We start from the raw sequence: 15,401 nt of genomic DNA on the forward strand, positions 1-15,401 counted from the left end.
GGCTCAGCAGCTGGCGGCGTTGAGCAGCGCCGGCGGGGCGGTCGCCTTCACCTCGACCGTGCACGGGTCGGTGCCGACCGTGACGACGGTCAGCGCCGTCGGTGCGCCCTTGGACATGACCTGCAGCGGCTCACTGCCGGTGACCGTGAGCACGGTGTACTGCCACACGCCGGCACACAGCGGCCCCGACTTCACGGTGAGCCCGTTGCCGCCGGGCAGGCTGGGCCGGGCCCGGCGGACCGCCGCGACGACCTGCTCGCCGGTCGGGCGGCCGTTGCACTGGGAGACGTACGCCTCGGAGAACGGCAGCTGGCTCGGGCTGGCGCCGGTGCTCGCCGAGCGGGCGGGGGTGCTGGTGCGCGCCGGCGGGACGTTGGGGGTGCGGACCGGGGTCGGGCTCACCGACCTCGCCGCGGGGGCCGACACGGGCGGCAGGAGGGGTCCGGAGTCGCCGGAGCGGGTGCAGCCGGACAGCAGGCATCCAAGGGTGACGATGCCGAGCACGGCGGCCGCGGTGCGCATGGAGCACATCGTAGGACGTCAGTCCGTTGCCCGGTCCGGCGGTTGCGGCGGGGTTCAGACGGCCCCGGACGTCGTCACGCGGTGGCCGGCGGCGTTGAGCGCGGCGAGGGCCTCGCCGAGCCGCACGGCCGGCACCAGCACGTAGTCGGTGTCGAAGGTGGAGAACGCGAAGATGTTGACCCTGGCGTCGGCGAGCGGGGAGACGATCGACGCGAGGATGCCGGTGAGGGCGAGCTGGACGGGCCCGGCGACGCGCAGGCAGCGCCACGGCGTCTCGACGGAGGCGCCGGCGGGCGCCCGGTCGGCGGGGCACAGGATCGACACCTCGTCGGGGGTCCAGGTCACCGAGATGACGTCGGTGCCGGCCGCCACCGCCTCGACGAGTCCCGGCGGGACGGGCGATCCGGCCGGCAGGCGGCAGATCGCGTAGTCGCCTGGCAGCACCTGGAGGTCCAACATGACAAGGAGCGTACGGTGCGAACGCGGTGCGTGTCGGTAGCACGTGAGCCAGGCCACGTGCGCGGCGCACTGTGGTGTGATCGCCGGCCACGACCGGGCTACGGCGCGCGGCCGGGGAGCGCGGTCGGGGAGCACGGTCGTGAGCGTGGTCGGGGCGTGTGGCCGGGGCGCGCGTCACCGGGCGCCGGCGACGGCAGCGTGCCCGTCCTTCCGGCGCGCGCTCAGACCGTGCTCGCGCTCAGACCGTGCGCGCGCTCAGACCGTGCTCGCGCTCAGACCGTGCTCGCGCTCAGACCGTGCTGAAGAAGGTCAGCGAGCCGACGACCTGTCCGTCCTGCAGCAGCGGGGTGGCGATCGCGTCGAACGTGCGCGGTCCCGTCGCGCAGCGCACCCGGACCAGGCCGCGGGCGAGCCGCCCCGAGGACAGGGCGAGCAGCGGCGGCGTCTTGTTGATCTCGGACGCGTCGAGGGCGCCGCCGTCGCCGAAGTCGAGCAGCTGCAGGACACCGTCGACGAGCGGGCGGTCGATGGCGGACTCGGTGAGCCCGAGCAGGTCCTCGAACGAGGCGGACACCGCGACGATGACCGCCTTGTCGTCGATCACCAGGCTCGGCTCAGCCGCGTCGGCGACCGTCGCCGCCCAGCGGTCGAGTGACGACTCGGCCGGGTCGGGCGAGCGGACGAGGTGTGGGTCGGAGATGGACAGCTCGACATGCGCCACAGCGCCTCCTCAGGCACCGGTGCTGCGGACGCGTCCGCGCAGCGAACTCATCATCGCATCCGCAAGCGTGTGATCGGTCCCCAGCGATTGCTCAATCCGGCGCTTCGTGTCGAGCGGCTCCACGCCGCAGAGGCTACTCCGCGTCACTCCGCTTGTCAGTGCCCACGCGATCGCCATCCTTGTACCACCGGTAGCTCTCGGCGAACGCGGCATAGGACTGCGACGACCACGTGGCCGGATGCAGCGCCAGCGAGAACACCTTGTCGACGGTCTCCCCGGCGAGCCGGTGACCGCGGGCGTTCAGGACGCGGGGCAGCTCGTGGTACGCGGTGACCAGGCAGCCCTTCGGCACCCCGTAGAAGCTGATCTTGCCGGTGCCGGCGAACGCGAGGATCGGCATGACCGGGATCGACACCCCGGCGCTGCGCGACAGCGCCTCGGCGGCGGCCTTGGCCTCGGCGCGGGTCTCCTCGACGTACTTGGGGCGCTTGCCGTCGATCTGCACGATGTCGCCGGCGAACGAGACGCGGCTGCGCCCGTGGTCCTTGACCGTCACCGCGAACACCCCACCGGGGCCGACGGCGAGGAACGAGCGGCGTTCGGCGCCGGTCAGCTCCCGCAGGTCCAGGACGTGCCACTCGTCGCCGAGACGGCCGATGAGGCTGCCCATCCTGCGGTACAGACGGTTGTGCCCCGCCTCTTCCCTGCGAGCTCCGCGCTCGGCGCGCCGCTCACGCATCCAGTCAATGGGGGAAGGCCGGCCGGCATCAACAATGATGCGATCGTCAAACCCTTCGGGCTGCGAATCCGTCCCGCCGCGGTGCAGCAGTTCGGTCATCTCGCACACCTCCAAGTCGCCGCTCGGTTGCGTGTGTGTTCAAACACCGTACGTGTTCAAACAGGCTACCGGCATGACTCGACAGGTGAAAGACTTGGAATGACTGGGATGAATGCCACATTCACGATGTCTCGTGAATTTGCAGATGGCGCCGAACCGGTGGATATCGGGTCAGCCGTTAGGCTGAGTTGGTGAGCCATCATCACGTCGACAGCGAGGTCGGCCGGCTCGGCACGGTGCTGCTGCACCGCCCGGGCGCGGAGCTGGCCCGGCTGACCCCGCGCAACAACGACTCGCTGCTGTTCGACGGGATCCCGTGGGTCGGGCGTGCTCAGGAAGAGCATGACACGTTCGCGCAAGCCCTGCGAGGGCACGGCGTCGAGGTCGTGTACGTGTCGGACCTGTTGGCCGAGACGGTGGCCGTACCGACGGCGCGGGACGAAGTGACCAGGGCGGTGCTCGACGACGTCCGCCTCGGCGACACGCTGCGCCGCCACGTGGCGAACCACCTCGCCGCGCTCGACCCGGCGGCGCTGGCCACCACGCTCATCGCCGGGTTGTCCCGCGCCGAGCTGCGCGCCGGCGGCGGCATCGTGCACGCGCTGATGGACCGGTCCGACTTCGTCATCGACCCGCTGCCCAACCTGCTGTTCACGCGCGACTCATCCGTCTGGATCGGCGACCAGGTGGCCGTGACGAGCCTGGCGATGCACGCCCGGCGCCGCGAGACCACCCTCACCCACGCGATCTACCGGCACCATCCCCGGTTCGCCGGGACGTCGCTGGTGTACGAGCCGGGCCTGGAGCACCTGGAGGGCGGCGACGTGCTGCTGCTCGCGCCGGGGGTGGTCGCGGTCGGCGTGGGCGAGCGGACCCGGCCGGCCGGCGCGGAGCGGCTCGCCCGGCGCTGCTTCGAGCGAGGGCTGGCACACACGGTGCTGGTGGTGCCGATCGCGCAGCAGCGGGCGACGATGCACCTGGACACGGTCTGCACGATGGTCGACGTGGACGCGGTCGTCATGTACCCGAACGTGGCGAGCAGCCTGCAGTCGTGGACGGTCACCGCCGGCCCGTCGGGCGAGCCGGCCGTCTCCGGCCCGGAGCCGTTCATCGTGGGCGCGGCCAAGGCGATGCGGATCGACACGCTGCGGATCATCGACACCGGCCTCGACCCGGTGACCGCGGAGCGTGAGCAGTGGGACGACGGCAACAACACCCTGGCGATCGCGCCCCGGCTGTGCGTCGCGTACGAGCGCAACGTGGAGACCAACGCCCAGCTGGAGCGCAACGGGATCGAGGTGATCCGGATCCCGGGGTCGGAGCTGGGCTCGGGCCGGGGCGGACCACGGTGCATGTCCGCCCCGATCCTGCGGGCCGCTGGGTAGTTCTCGCGTTTCTGGGCTTCGCGTTTCGGGCTTCGCGGCTCGGCTTCGCGGCTCGGCTTCGCGGCTCGGCTTCGCGGCTCGGCTTCGCGGCTCGGCTTCGCGGCTTGGCTTCGTCAGCGCAGCGGCTGGAGGCGGCCGAGGAGGCCCTGCTTGCTGCGGCGTTCCGCGGCGGTCAGCGGTTCGGTGACGGCGAGGGCTTCGGCGTACCGCTTCGAGAACTCGGCGACCGGTGCCTCCCACTCCTCCGCCTCCACCTCGAGCGGCAGGTCCCAGACGGGCGCGAGGAGCCCGTGCGCGCGGAACATGCCGGCGAACTTGGTGTTGTCACCGAGCAGCAGCCCGCCACCCGCCGACAGCCGCGACAGCGCGTCCAGCGCCCGGTCCTCGTCGTCGCCGAGGACGAGCCGTACGTGGGACCGGTCGGTGACGCGGCACCAGTACGTCGCCGGCGCCGCGGACAGCCGCACCGTCGGGAAGATGCTCGCGTTGGCCCGCTCCAGCGACGCCCGCACGTTCGGGTCGTCGGTCGCGTTGTCCTCGAGCCAGAACTCGAACCCCGTGTGCACCGTGATGTCCAGCGGCGCGTTCACGATCACGTCCTGCAGCCGCGGCCCCACCCCCGGCAACGCGGGGATGTTCACCGTCTTGCCCACCGGCGTGTCCAGCGCGCACTGCAACGCCACCGCGAGATCCCGCGACACGTCCCCCGACTGCACGTGCCGCTGCAGCCCGATGAAGACCCGGCCGTCGGGCTTCGTCATCGCCGGCCACGCCATCGGCAGCACCGTCGCGAGGATGACCGGCCGGTCGCCGTACCGCTCGACCAGGTCAGGCGCCAACTTCAACGGCGCCGAGGCCGCCGGCACCAGCTCACGCAGCGCGATCCACTCCGGCTCGTCGGCCAGCCCTTCGAACGGGCGGCCCACGTAGACGTCACGAATCTTCTGGCGCTTCTCACCGTCGGTGGACCGGCCACGGGGGGTTTTCGCTCGCTTGCTCACGGCGACCCAGCCTAGGCGGTCCCGCCGCGCCGTGGGCAAACACCCACCACCCTGGGCGCGTCTCTCACCCGCCAGCGCTCCCATTTCGGAGCAATACGGAAATATCCACGTGGGACAGTTGCGCGCGGCCCCTTACGATGGTGGCACTGGCCGCCGGCATGACTACGGACGGTGTCCACTCCGAAGATCAATTTCCTGTGGTGGAGTATCGTGCCCATAGGCGGTCAGCACGGCGACGAGTCACCCGCGTTGTCGAGCTGTACGTACGGTCCGGTCGGCCCGGGTCAGCTTCAGCAGCCTGGCGACCACTGACCGCTCGCTCGCGCTCGCAACCGCAAGACGGCGAGCGAGGCAGGCCCACAGGCCGGCGACCGGGCCGCCCGCGAGGTTGGACAGCCAAGATCTGCGTGCTCAGGCTCTCGATCGGACCCACGCAGGTTGATCGCTCCACCTCGACGGACCGTAGGCAAGCAGATGTCGACGGACCGTGGGCACGCCGATCTCGCAGAGACCCTGCCCCCCGTCACGCCGGCGATTCGGGGCCAGCCGCCCGCACGACTCCGGGCCGGTGCACCCGTAGGACTAGGGGCCAACCGCCCGCACGGCTAGGTGCCGGCGCGTCCGCACGACTCCAGGCCGAGCCGCCCCCACGGAGAACAGCCGGGCGCCCCCACGGAAACGGCCAGGCGCTCCCACAGAGGACAGCCGAGCGCCCCACGAAGGACAGCCGGCCCCCACGGAAACGGCCAGGCGCTCACGGAGGACACAACGGGGCAGCAACCACGGGGATGCCGCGCGCCAGCGCCACAAGCTGCCGCGCGCAGCGCAGGCAGTGCGAGCGCAGCGAGCATGGGGGGTGCGGGGTGGGAACCCCCCGCCGGGACCCGCTGCGAAGCAGTGGGGCGGCAGTACAGCCCTACAGCTTGGCCCAGACGCACTGGCCCAGGCCGTCGCGTTCGACGCCCCAGCCCTTCGCCAGGGCGGCGACGATGGTCAGGCCGCGGCCGTCGATGGCGTCGGGGGCGGCCACGCGCAGCTCGGGGCCGGCCGGGGAGCCGCCGTCGGTCACCCTGATCTCCAGGGTGTCGTCGTCGAGCAGGCGCCACGCCACGCGGATGACGTCGCCCGGGAGGGGGGCGGCGTGGCGGACGGCGTTGCCGACCAGTTCGGCGGCGATGGCGACCGCGTCGTCGAGGCGGTCCTCGGTGACGAGGGCGTCGAGCTCGTGGGCGAGGCGGTGGCGGGCGAGGTGCGCGCCACGGGCGTGATGCGGGACGACGACGCACCAGGCGCGCTCAGCGACGGTTGTGGACACCCTCTCAAGCCTCCCCATGGGTATCTGCGTCGGCGCGGGGCAGTCGCACTTCCGCGACGGTCCCGCCTCCTTGGCGTGGACGCAACGATACCCATCCATGTTGACGCTCAACGATCCTACGCACGAGATAGAGTCCCAGGCCGACGCCGCCGCGGGTGCGCTGGTCGCCGGTTTCGAGTTGCCAGAAGCGTTCGAACGCCCGCTCAACGTGCTCTGGACGGATGCCGATGCCCCGGTCGGCGACCCTGAACCAGACGGTCTGCGCGTCCGCCCCTGCGGTCAGGACGGCTTCTACCCAGTTCAGGGAGTATTTACCCGCATTCGTAACAAATTCCGCCAGGATGGTGGCGAGGGTGGCGCGCTCCCCGAGGGCTTTCGGCAGGCTCTGCGGCAGGGCGACGGTCAGGGTGCGGCGCTGCTCGGGGCTGAGGTCGTCGACGGCGGCGGTCAAGGTCTCGATCAGGTCGAACGGCAGCAGCGCCGACGCGTCGGCCGGGTTGGACTCGTCGCCGACGGCGTTGAGCAGCCGGTCGACCAGCCGGCTGAGCTCGCGGGCGCGCTGGCCGACGACGTAGATCGCGTCGCGCCGGGAGCCCTCGTCGAGGGAGTCCCAGTGTTCGACGAGCGTGTCGGCGTACCCGCGGATGACGGTGATCGGGGTCCGCAGCTCGTGACCGGTGAGGGCGATGAACAGGTCCCGTCCGTCGGCGGGCTGTTCGGCGCGGGCGCGGAACGACACGCTGATGTCGGTGGTGTCGGGCTTGGTGGCGGCTCTGATCTGGATCCAGGTGCCGCACGCCATCTGGTGCTCGACGGTTTCGGCGCCGGTCGGCAGCGGGAACGGCCAGGGTTCGCCGATCGCGGCGTCGGGTGACCGGGCGGTGAGCAGCGCCGCGGCCGGGTTCCAGGTGCGCACGACGTGGTCCGCGTCGAGCAGGGCGAAGGGTTCGTCGACTGGGTCGATGGCCGGGGCGTCGGTGTGGATGGGCAGGCCACGGCCCAGCGTGTACTGCAGCCCGACGAGGTTGGCGAGGAAGGCGAGGGCGGCGCGTTCGGCGGTGCCGGCGGTGCCTTCGGCGTCACGGTAGCCGGCGGCGAGGACGCCGACGGGCGTGTTGCCGGCGTTGACCTCGGCGGCGATGAAGCGGGCCAGCCCGCGGCCGCGCAGGTGCTCGCCGCCGACGGTGCCGAGGAGGCTGACCGGGAATTCGCGGACTCGGGAGCCGTACTGGAGCAGCCCGCGCAGCGTGGGGTGGATCAGGTCGACGGGCCGGCCGAGGGACCAGTCGAGGGCTCCGGTGGCGGCGACGACCCGGCCGCTGTCGTGACCGTATTCGATGAACGACGCACCGGCGGCCGAGGTGGCCTGGGCGGTGACGTCGACGGTGCGCTGCAGGGCGGGCAGGCCGCCGGCGCCGGTCGCGAGCTGCTCGGCGATCTCGGCCAGCCCGCCGAACACGGCGGTGGCGTCGACCGGATCCCGAGCATCGACCATGGTGCGAGTCTGCCTCCCCACGCTTCGCTTTGAAAGGCTATTGCCGAAACTTCTCTGCTCGGGAATCCGTCGTCGGGCTCACCTGGCCCGGTGGATTCCGTGGTAGCAATGCGGTAGCAAGATGATGGTCAATCTCGCAGGCCCCGCTCCCGGAGGCGTTCGATGACGAACGCGGGCCGGTCGGAGATGATGCCGTTGACTTTCAGCTTGACGACGAGGTCGATTTCGTCGGGTTCGTTGACCGTCCACACGTACACGGGGAAGCCGCGCCGGTGGAGGCGTTCGACGATCTCCGGGGAGGCGCGCAGGAGCGAGACGCCGGGTCCGCCGATGCTGCTGCCGGGTGGGAGCCAGCCGATCCGGCTGGGCACGGACCACACGTCGATGAGCATGACCGTGGGCAGGCCCGGTGCGAGTTGGCGCACGCGGCGCACGGCGGTGGCGGAGAACGACATCATCGTGACGTGGACGGGCTGGTCGGCGTCGGGGCGGTGCAGCCCGTACCGGCGCAGCAGCGTGATCAGTGCGGTCTCGACGGCGGCGCCGTAGCGGGTCGGGTGTTTGGTCTCGATGAGCAGGCGCATGGGGCGGCCGGCGTCGACGGCGAGGCTGAGGAGCCGGTCGAGGGTGAGGACCCGGCCGCGCCACCGGTCGTCGGCGAGCTTGCGGTCGGTGATGAGGCCGTCGGGTGATTCGGGCAGGTCGGTGCGCCACGAGCCGAAGTCGAAGCGGTCGAGCTCGGCGAGGGTCTGCACGCTGACCCGGCCGCGGCCGTCGCTGGTGCGGTCGATGCGGGAGTCGTGGAGGCAGACGAGGTGCCCGTCGCGGGTCAGCCGGACGTCACACTCGAGGCCGTCGGCGCCTTCCTCGATGGCGAGGAGGTACGCGTCGAGGGTGTGCTCGGCGTGCCGGTACGACGAGCCCCTGTGCGCGAACACCCACGGCCGCTCAGGCGACCCTTGGTGCACCGCCGTCCTCGCTCACCATGGGCCGGCCCGCGGCCGCCCAGTCCGACATGCCGCCGTCGAGGTTGATGGTGCGGTCGAGGCCCTGCTGTTGCAGGTAGGCGACGACCTGCGCGGAGCGGCCTCCGACGCGGCACACGACGACGACGTCCCGGTCGGTGGGGATCTCGTCGATCCGGGCCGGGATCTGCATCATCGGCAGGTGGGTGGCGTCGGGTGCGTGGCCGGCGGCCCATTCGTCGTCCTCGCGGACGTCGAGGATGTAGGCGTCGGCAGCGACGTCGTCGACCGTGACGGTCGGCACAGCGGATCCCCTGAACACGGGCACCAGCCTATAAGAGGCTCAGATCGGGTTGACCCAGGTGGGGTTCTCGACCGCCCACGCGTCGAGCGTGTCGTCGCGCATGGCGGTGTACAGGGCCTGTGCTTCGTCGAGTCCGATGACGTACGAGATGCCGCCGATGTCCTGGGTCTCGGACGGCACGGTCAGCCCGACGAGGCTGCTGGGCCGCACGTTGCGCAGGCCGAACATGAGCTCCTCGAGGGCGACGCCGTTGGTGTCGACGGTGAAGGCGCTGCCGAGGGCGCGGATGAGCTTGTCGAGCGCGATCGGGTTGGTGGTCAGGTTCTGCTGCTGGGCCTTGGTGAGGATGGCGCGGATGAACTTCTGCTGGTTCTTCTGCCGGTCGTAGTCGCCGTTGGCGAGGCTCTTGCGCTGCCGGACGAGGTCGAGCGCCTGCCAGGACTCGAGGTGGTGGCAGCCGACCTCGTACACGGCGGGCCGGCCGCCGTGCTCGGGTGACAGGTAGTTGCCGTTGGCGTCGTAGCCGAGGTGGATCGACGTGACCTTCTGGTCGATGCACATGTCGACGCCGCCGAGGAGGTCGACGGCGGCCTTGAAGCCGTCGAAGTTGACGATCGCGGCGCCGTCGAAGTGGATGCCGAGCAGTTCGGTGAGCGTTTCGGCGAGGAGCTGGACGCCGCCGGCGCCGCCGCCACCGTGCTGGAACGCGCCGTTGATCTTCTCGTGGTTGACGCCGCGGAAGCCGGTGGGCTCGAACGCCGGGATCTTGACCCGCAGGTCGCGGGGGATCGACAGCAGGTACGCCCGGTCGAGGCTGACCGGGATGTGCACGATGATGATCGAGTCGGAGCGCTGGCCGTCCTCGGGGTCCTTGGCGCGCAGGTCGGAGCCGAGGAGGAGGAAGTTGAGGGGGCCGCTGACGCTGCTGCGGCGCTCTTCCTTCTTGTCGTCGTTGCCGGCGCGGGCGTTGGCGCCGAGGAGGTTCTCCTGGTGGACGCTGTTGCTGTACCGGCTGGCGAGGACCTGCGAGCCGGTGACGACGGTGGCGGAGACGACGAGGAGGACGGCGCCGACGACGACGAGCAGCTTCGCCCAGACGGGGTCACGGCCGGGGAGGGCGGCCTTGCGGGCCTTGCGCTTCTGCCGGCGGGTGAGCGGCTTCGCCGGGGCGGCCACGTCGGTGCCGCCGGAGGCCGCGCCGTCGTCGGCCGCGTCATCGGCGGCAGTGCCGTCGGCGGCCACGCCGTCCGCGGCGGCGTCATCGGCGGCCGTACCGTCCGCGGCGGCGTCATCGGCGGCGGCGTCATCGGCGGCCGTACCGTCCGCGGCGGCGTCATCGGAGGCAGCGTCATCGGAAGCCGTGCCGCCGGCGGCCACAGCGCCGGCAGCCGCGCTGTCCGGAGCGGCGTCGGCAGCGGCCGGACCGCCGGCGGCCGGACCGCCGGCGGCCGGACCGCCGGCGGCCGGACCGCCGGCAGCGCCGTCCTCGGTTGCGGCATCGGGGGCAGCGTCGGAGGCAGCGGCAGAGGCGGGCTGCGCCGCCGACGAGCCGGCGGACAAATCCGAAATGTCCGACCCAGCGGCGCCCGTGTTCGGCGGCACTTCGGCAGCCGCGGCCGCGTCGACCTGTGCCGGTGAGTCCTGTTCAGGGCGCCCCGCCGGCTGCTGCCCCGACGGGTCCTGGTCCTGCTGCATGTCGCCCCCGACTGCGCGCCCCACACTCCGGCGGGGATTTATCCGAGTCTACGTTCGCGGCGGGGATCGTGCCGACCAGCGTCACTGCACAAGATCCGAAGAGATGCCACCAATCAGGCGTTTTCTACTCGGTGCACAGCGACTTCGGCAATGAGATCTATACGACAGCCCGGGCATGCAACCCCACCGCTGGGGAGACATGCCCGGGATGCCGGAATGATCACTTCTTCGTCGTGGTTTTCGTCGACGGTTGGGGTGAACCGCTCGCCGCCGGCTTGGGGGCGTTCGCCGCGGCCCAGTCGGCCATCTTGTCGGTGCGGATGGCGGTGTGCAGCGCCTCGGCCTTGGTCGTGTTCGGCACGACGACGTCCTCGCCGTTGATCTTCTTGCTGCCGTCGTTGGGGCTGACCAGGAAGGTCAGGTCGTCGCTGCGCAGGTTGCGGAACTGCAGCGCCATGTCGGCGAGCGAGAAGTCCTTGTCGACGGTCATCGCCTTGGTGATCGCCTTGAGGAACGAGTTGAGCTTGGCCGGGTTGCTGACGGTGCCGGAGCTGACGGCCTTGTCGAGGATCGCCTTCATCATCTGCTGCTGGTGGCGCATCCGGGCGAAGTCGCCGTCGGGGAACTGGTACCGCTGCCGGGCGTAGTCGAGGGCCTCGTCACCGTTGAGGTGGTTCATGCCCTTCTTGAACTTGCGCTTCGGCGGGTGGATGGAGGTGATGTCGGCCTCGATGTTCATGTCGATGCCGCCGAGGGCGTCGATGACCTGCTTGAAGCCGCCGAAGTCGATGAGCAGCACGTGGTCCATGCGCACGTTGGTGTACTTCTCGATCGTCTGCACGGTCAGCGGGGTGCCGCCCCACGAGAACGACGCGTTGAGCTTGGCCTTGGTGTCGCCGTACTGCGTCGTCTTGCTCTTGGGGATGTACACGTACAGGTCACGGGGCATGGAGACGAGGTACGCCTTGTCGTGGCTGGACGGGATGTGCAGCATGATCATGGTGTCGGTGCGCCACTCGCCGGCCTTGCCCTTGTTGTCGGGGTCGCGGGAGTCGCTGCCGAGCAGGAGCATGTTGAGGGCGCCGTCGGCGACCTTCGCGGGCCGGCCTCCGGTGATCTCGCCGAACGGGTCGTCGCGCTGCAGGCCGGCGTCGACGTACCGGTAGTAGCTGTAGGCGCCGACGCCGGCCAGCAGGGCCAGCACGACGATCGCGGCGCCGGCGACGAGGGCGATGCGGCCCCAGCGGGGGCGGATCTTCCTGCGGCCGGGGTATTCGTTGCCGCCGGGCCGGCGGGGCGGCACGACGCCGCCGCCACCGCCACCACCGGAGGCGACGGTGGCCTTACCGTAGACGCCAGGCGTCGCCGGGCTGGTCGGAGTGGCTGCGCCGGAGACGCGCGCGCGAGCTCCCGCGCTGGGCGGGAGGGCGTTGGGCACCGAAGCGCGACCCGAAGAGCCGTTGGATGCTGGCGTGGTGGACATGAAACCCACGATACGAACCCATCGCCGCTACGCCACGTAACCCGGTCGGGCGCGGCACGAAGCCGGGAGAGTCACCGGGAGCGGAAGTACTCCAGGGTCCGGCGCAGCCCTTCCTCGGGTCCGACGGTCGGCTCGTATCCGAGCAGCTCACGGGCCTTGCCGAGGTCGGGGCGGCGGCGTTCGGGGTCGTCGGCGGTGCGGGGCAGCAGCGACACCGTGGAGGTGCTGTCGGATAGCCGCACGATCGTGTCGGCGAGCTCGAGCATGGTCATCTCGTGCTCGGTGCCGCAGTTGATCGGGCCGGTCTCGCCGGAGTCGAGCAGCAGCAGGATGCCGCGGACGAGGTCCGACACGTGGCAGATGGACCGGGTCTGGGTGCCGGAGCCGTGCACGGTGATCGGCTCGCCGCGCAGCGCCTGGGAGATGAAGGTGGGGATGGCGCGGCCGTCGTCGGGGCGCATCCGCTCGCCGTAGGTGTTGAAGATCCGCACGATGCCGACGTCGGCGCCGCGGCCGCGGTGGTAGCCCATGGTGGCCGCTTCGGAGAAGCGTTTCGCCTCGTCGTAGACGCTGCGGATGCCGATGGGGTTGACGTTGCCCCAGTAGGTCTCGGGTTGCGGGTGCACGAGCGGGTCGCCGTAGGCCTCGGAGGTGGAGGCCATGATGAAGCGGGCGCCGTCGGCGACGGCCCGCTCCAGCAGCTGGAGGGTGGCGAGGGAGCCGACGCGGAGGATCTCGACGGGCAGCAGCGCGAAGTCGGTGGGGCTGGCCGGGGACGCGAAGTGCATGATCGCGTCGAACCGGGCGGCGAGGGCCTCGACGGCCGGCAACGGCTCGCTGACGTCGGCCTCGACGAGGGTGAATCGAGGGTGGTCGACGAGGTGTGCGACGTTGTCCTTACTGCCCGTGACGAAGTTGTCGATCACGACAACCTGCGCACCCCGGGCGATCAGGGCGTCGGCAAGGTGGGACCCGACGAATCCGGCACCACCGGTGAGCAGGATCCGGTGTCCCTCGCCGTAACGCTGCGCAACAACGACCATGGGACCAGCCTAGCGGCAGTGCGCCGGGGACGGGGATCGGCGGTGCCCCGGCCCCGGCGCACTACTTCTCAGTGGGCGCCGGCGCCGGTGAGGGCGCGGGCCTCCAGCTCGGCGAACTTGTCCTGGTCGCGTTCCTTGCTGGTGATCGCGCCGATGGCGGCGAAGATGAACCCGATCGGGATCGAGATCAGGCCCGGGTTCTCCAGCGGGATCGGTGCCGGGGTCGTGCAGCTGAACAGTGCGGTGGCGTTGGAGACCTCCTTGGACTTCTGGTCCACGCCGCAGGTCTTCGCCTGGGCGGCGTTGAGGGTCGCCGGGGTGCGGGCGTCGCTGACGCCGCCCCACGCGATCGGGCTGAGCAGCACGATGCCGACGGCGGAGAGCAGGCCGGCGTAGATGCCCCAGGTCGCGCCGCGGGTGTTGAACCGCTTCCAGAACAGCGAGAAGAGGATCGCCGGCAGGTTCGCCGACGCCGCGATCGCGAACGCGAGCGCCACCAGGAAGGCGACGTTGAGGTTGCGGGCGAAGATGCCCAGGACGATGGCGACGGCGCCGATGATGAACGCGGAGTACCGGGCGACGACGACCTCCTGCCGTTCGGTGGTCTGGCCGCGCTTGATGACGTTGGCGTACAGGTCGTGCGCCAGCGACGACGACGAGGCCAGGGTGAGCCCGGCGACGACGGCGAGGATGGTGGCGAACGCGACGGCCGCGATGACGGCGAGCAGCAGTGAGCCGCCGAAGTCACCGCCGAGGTAGCGCTTGCCGAGTGCCTCGGCGAGCTGTGGCGCGGCGGTGTTGCCGCCCGGGTCCTGGGCGAGGATGGCCTGCCGTCCGACGAGTGCCGCGGCGCCGAAGCCGAGGGCGAGGGTCATCAGGTAGAAGACGCCGATGATGCCGATCGCCCAGACGACGCTCTTGCGGGCCGCCTTGGAGTTCGGGACGGTGTAGAAGCGGATCAGGATGTGCGGCAGGCCGGCGGTGCCGAGGACCAGGGCCAGGCCGAGCGAGATCAGGTCGAGCTTGCTGGCGAGGGTGGCGGTGGCGTTGCCGGCGATGTCGCGGCCGTAGCGCAGGCCGGGCTGCAGGAACGACTCGGGCGGGGTGCGGCCGGACTTGGCGGCGGCCTCGCCGAGCAGCGACGACAGGTTGAACTTGAACGCGGCGAACACCATCAGCGTCAGCAGCAGGGCGCCGAGCATGAGCATGAACGCCTTGACGATCTGGACGTAGGTGGTGCCCTTCATGCCGCCGACCGTCACGTACACGATCATCAGCACGCCGATGAGGGCGATGGTGACGATCTTCGCGGTTTCCGCGCTCATGCCGAGGAACGTGTCGCCGGCCTTGATGCCCAGCAGCAGCGCGACGAGGGCGCCGGCGCCGACCATCTGGGCGAGCAGGTAGAAGATCGACACGATGATCGTGGAGATGGAGCCGGCGGTGCGCACCGGCGCCTGCCGCATCCGGAACGCGAGGACGTCGGCCATCGTGTAGCGGCCGGAGTTGCGCATGAGCTCGGCGACGAGCAGCAGCGCGACGAGCCACGCGACGAGGAAGCCGATGGAGTACAGGAAGCCGTCGTAGCCGTTGAGGGCGATGATGCCGGCGATGCCGAGGAAGCTCGCCGCCGACATGTAGTCGCCGCCGATCGCCATGCCGTTCTGGAAGCCGGTGAAGGAGCGGCCGCCGGCGTAGAAGTCGGCGGCGCTCTTGGTCTGCCGGCTGGCCCAGATGGTGATGGCGAGGGTGGCCGCGACCAGCACGACGAACAGCGTGAGCGTCAGCGTCCGGGTGGTGGACGCCGACACCGCGAGGGTGACGTCGTTCATTCGGGGCTCCCCTCGATCTTGGCGCGCAGCTCGTCGGCGAGCGGGTCGACGCGGCGGTCGGCGTAGCGGGTGTACAGCCAGGCGATGAGGAACGTCGACACGAACTGCAGCAGCCCGAAGATCAACGCGATATTGACGTGGCCGACGACCTTCGTGCTCATGAAGTCGCGGGCGTATGCGGAGAGCAGGACGTACAGCGCGTACCAGACGAGGAACGCGGCGGAGACCGGGAAGACGAAGCGTCGCAGGGCGCGGCGCAACGCGGCGAACTCCGGGGTGTTGGCGACGGAGACGTAACGGTTGTCGCCCGTGCCGGTCGGCACCGGTGTCTCGGTGCTCATGG

At 70.9% G+C, this 15,401-nt stretch carries 15 protein-coding genes; 1 reads left to right on the forward strand and 14 read right to left on the reverse strand.

Translation table 11 applies throughout. The features are described from left to right. Positions 1–3: 3 nt before the first annotated feature. The 4 genes from OP18_RS20605 to OP18_RS20620 form a co-directional block, all read right to left on the reverse strand. Positions 4–522, reverse strand: coding sequence for a hypothetical protein (locus OP18_RS20605; protein WP_052387034.1), 519 nt, complete (start codon positions 520–522; stop codon positions 4–6). 54 nt (positions 523–576) lie between these two features. Continuing rightward, complete coding sequence (locus OP18_RS20610; RefSeq protein WP_033360593.1) at positions 577–981, reverse strand: ACT domain-containing protein; 405 nt, start codon at positions 979–981, stop codon at positions 577–579. 289 nt (positions 982–1,270) lie between these two features. Then, complete coding sequence (locus OP18_RS20615) at positions 1,271–1,702, reverse strand: hypothetical protein (RefSeq protein WP_033360594.1); 432 nt, start codon at positions 1,700–1,702, stop codon at positions 1,271–1,273. 133 nt (positions 1,703–1,835) lie between these two features. Next, positions 1,836–2,540, reverse strand: coding sequence for a hypothetical protein (locus tag OP18_RS20620; protein ID WP_245635469.1), 705 nt, complete (start codon positions 2,538–2,540; stop codon positions 1,836–1,838). 191 nt (positions 2,541–2,731) lie between these two features. Here OP18_RS20620 and OP18_RS20625 point away from each other — a divergent pair, with 191 nt between their 5' ends. Then, positions 2,732–3,925, forward strand: coding sequence for an arginine deiminase (locus OP18_RS20625; RefSeq protein WP_033360596.1), 1,194 nt, complete (start codon positions 2,732–2,734; stop codon positions 3,923–3,925). Positions 3,926–4,038: 113 nt separating this feature from the next. Here the strand turns inward: OP18_RS20625 and OP18_RS20630 are convergent, their stop codons facing one another. The 10 genes from OP18_RS20630 to OP18_RS20675 form a co-directional block, all read right to left on the reverse strand. Next, positions 4,039–4,926 (reverse strand): DUF5926 family protein, encoded by an 888-nt coding sequence (locus OP18_RS20630; RefSeq protein WP_033360597.1) that lies wholly within the window; start codon positions 4,924–4,926, stop codon positions 4,039–4,041. Positions 4,927–5,842: 916 nt separating this feature from the next. Then, a complete protein-coding gene (locus OP18_RS20635) occupies positions 5,843–6,241 on the reverse strand; it encodes an ATP-binding protein (protein WP_052387037.1) in 399 nt (132 codons plus the stop codon). Positions 6,242–6,245: 4 nt separating this feature from the next. After that, a complete protein-coding gene (locus tag OP18_RS60700; protein ID WP_033360598.1) occupies positions 6,246–7,736 on the reverse strand; it encodes a sensor histidine kinase in 1,491 nt (496 codons plus the stop codon). Positions 7,737–7,864: 128 nt separating this feature from the next. Then, entirely contained in the window at positions 7,865–8,674 is an 810-nt protein-coding gene (locus OP18_RS20645; protein WP_245635470.1) for a glycerophosphodiester phosphodiesterase, read from the reverse strand. A 10-nt stretch (positions 8,675–8,684) separates the two neighbouring features. After that, positions 8,685–9,005 carry a rhodanese-like domain-containing protein gene (locus tag OP18_RS20650; RefSeq protein ID WP_245635471.1) on the reverse strand — a complete coding sequence of 107 codons (321 nt, stop codon included), beginning with the start codon at positions 9,003–9,005 and terminating at the stop codon, positions 8,685–8,687. A gap of 39 nt (positions 9,006–9,044) precedes the next feature. Next, positions 9,045–10,382, reverse strand: a complete 1,338-nt coding sequence (locus OP18_RS55275; protein WP_052387038.1) for an LCP family protein — start codon at positions 10,380–10,382, stop codon at positions 9,045–9,047. A gap of 538 nt (positions 10,383–10,920) precedes the next feature. Then, positions 10,921–12,183, reverse strand: a complete 1,263-nt coding sequence (locus OP18_RS20660) for an LCP family protein (RefSeq protein WP_052387039.1) — start codon at positions 12,181–12,183, stop codon at positions 10,921–10,923. Positions 12,184–12,254: 71 nt separating this feature from the next. Next, entirely contained in the window at positions 12,255–13,226 is a 972-nt protein-coding gene (locus OP18_RS20665) for an NAD-dependent epimerase/dehydratase family protein (RefSeq protein WP_033360600.1), read from the reverse strand. A gap of 68 nt (positions 13,227–13,294) precedes the next feature. Next, the gene (locus OP18_RS20670) at positions 13,295–15,058 is read right to left on the reverse strand and encodes a solute symporter family protein (RefSeq protein WP_033360601.1); all 1,764 of its coding nucleotides are present in this window, start codon (positions 15,056–15,058) and stop codon (positions 13,295–13,297) included. Continuing rightward, positions 15,055–15,399 carry a DUF485 domain-containing protein gene (locus OP18_RS20675; RefSeq protein WP_033360602.1) on the reverse strand — a complete coding sequence of 115 codons (345 nt, stop codon included), beginning with the start codon at positions 15,397–15,399 and terminating at the stop codon, positions 15,055–15,057. Before OP18_RS20675 ends, OP18_RS20670 begins: the two co-directional genes overlap by 4 nt. Between the last annotated feature and the right edge of the window lie 2 nt (positions 15,400–15,401).

The sequence above is a fragment of the Dactylosporangium aurantiacum genome, assembly GCF_000716715.1.
GTDB lineage: Bacteria > Actinomycetota > Actinomycetes > Mycobacteriales > Micromonosporaceae > Dactylosporangium > Dactylosporangium aurantiacum.